We start from the raw sequence: 1,897 nt of genomic DNA, 5'->3' as shown, positions 1-1,897 counted from the left end.
TATGGATGTCTGTTGTAAACTCATGAACAGGTTTAGTGGTATTTATGTTAGGATTCAAATTGTGTGAATTACTTTCAACTGTGGGCTCTTGATTATTCAAATTATTAAATTTAAAAAGAGAGAATTTAATAGGAATGAAAGGAATTAATCCTGCAAGAAGAGTTAGATACCAAACTTTATAATTTAACATATAATTAAAATAGCGTTTTAATATGTACCTAAAAAATACTAACAATAGAAATATAAAACAAAAGCTTACTATGCTCATTATTAATAACTTAGCCATTTCAACACCTTCTTTCAAATATTTATAATAAACTATTGACGCCAATATTACAATTGTAATATTATTGATTCATAGAAATTACAAATGTAATATTGGAGGGTATATTTTGAAAAAGTTAATACTTTTAATTGCAATTGCTTTAGTTTTAAGTGCATGTAATTCAACCAGTTCACATACTAAAGAGTTAAATAATTTAGAAAAAAAATATAATGCTAATATTGGTGTCTATGCATTAGATACTAAAAGTGGTAAGGAAGTAAAATTTAATGCCGATAAGAGATTTGCCTATGCTTCAACTTCAAAAGCGATAAATAGTGCTATTTTGTTAGAACAAGTACCTTATAATAAGTTAAATAAAAAAGTACATATTAACAAAGATGATATAGTTGCTTATTCTCCTATTTTAGAAAAATATGTAGGAAAAGATATCACTTTAAAAGAACTTATTGAGGCTTCAATGAAGTACAGTGATAATACAGCAAACAATAAAATTATAAACGAAATCGGTGGAATCAAAAAAATTAAAAAACGTTTAAAAAAATTGGGAGATAAAGTAACAAATCCAGTTAGATATGAAATAGAATTAAATTACTATTCACCAAAGAGCAAAAAAGATACTTCAACGTCTGCTGCTTTCGGCAAGACTTTAAATAAACTTATCGCAAATGGAAAATTAAGCAAAAAAAATAAAAATTTCTTACTTGATTTAATGTTAAATAATAAAAACGGAGACACTTTAATTAAAGATGGTGTTCCAAAAGACTATAAAGTTGCTGATAAAAGTGGTCAAGCAATAACATATGCTTCTAGAAATGATGTAGCTTTTATTTATCCTAAGAACCAATCTGAACCTATTATTTTAGTCATTTTTACGAATAAAGACAATAAAAGTGATAAACCTAATGATAAATTGATAAGTGAAACCGCCAAGAATGTAATAAGCAAATTTTAATAGTCTAAATGTACTACAAAAACTGATATAATTCTATCTTTCATAAAACTTCATAATATCGAAGAACATATATATTATTTATTATTATATATGTTCTATTTTTTTATGTTCACATTTTTAAAAGAGAAAATACTATTAACATACCAAACATCATAATTCCAGTTACTGTAATTATAAATGCTCGATAATCTTACTCAACTTTTCCATATAGAAAATAACTTATTTTAAATTAATTAATCACATTAAAAAATTATATAATCCTTGCCGAATAAGAACATACGTTCTATAATGATGATGAGGTGGTTAACATGATTCCAAATCCTAATGCGCCAGATGAATATAAATATGAAACTGATTATAGAAAAATACCAAGAAAATATTTAAACCCTAAAATCCCTCAAGGGCGTGGAAAAATCAAATGGCAACCTTTTGCGACTCTCCCAAAACAGTTTGAAATTTTAGAGCAAATCATAATGTATCAAGATAAAGTTGAAAAACCATTGCTAACATATGATTCATTAGATAATTTAGATCAGATTTTCCAAGTAAAAATTAGAAATGATGAGTTATGTACAATCACATATTGGGAAGACGGTAACATTTCAAAATATACGGGAAAAATTTTAAAAAAGGATGAAATTAGTAATACATTTTCCTTT

The 1,897-nt window shown here is 25.6% G+C and carries 2 protein-coding genes and 1 pseudogene; 2 read left to right on the top strand and 1 reads right to left on the bottom strand.

The window, feature by feature from the left end; translation table 11 throughout:
* Nucleotides 1-286 (bottom strand): annotated as a pseudogene (locus tag ACIBF5_RS32680) (hypothetical protein); the annotation flags it as partial.
* 106 nt (nt 287-392) lie between these two features.
* Here ACIBF5_RS32680 and blaZ point away from each other — a divergent pair.
* Entirely contained in the window at nt 393-1,238 is an 846-nt protein-coding gene (gene blaZ, locus ACIBF5_RS32675; protein WP_162159165.1) for a penicillin-hydrolyzing class A beta-lactamase BlaZ, read from the top strand.
* Between the two features lie 308 nt (nt 1,239-1,546).
* The coding region (locus tag ACIBF5_RS32670; RefSeq protein ID WP_396816750.1) for a YolD-like family protein at nt 1,547-1,897 on the top strand (351 nt) is incomplete at its 3' end.

The organism is Micromonospora sp. NPDC050417 (assembly GCF_044458865.1).
GTDB lineage: Bacteria > Actinomycetota > Actinomycetes > Mycobacteriales > Micromonosporaceae > Micromonospora_G.
Note: the sequence above shows the minus strand (reverse complement) of the source record. Positions and strands in the feature narration are given on the sequence as shown.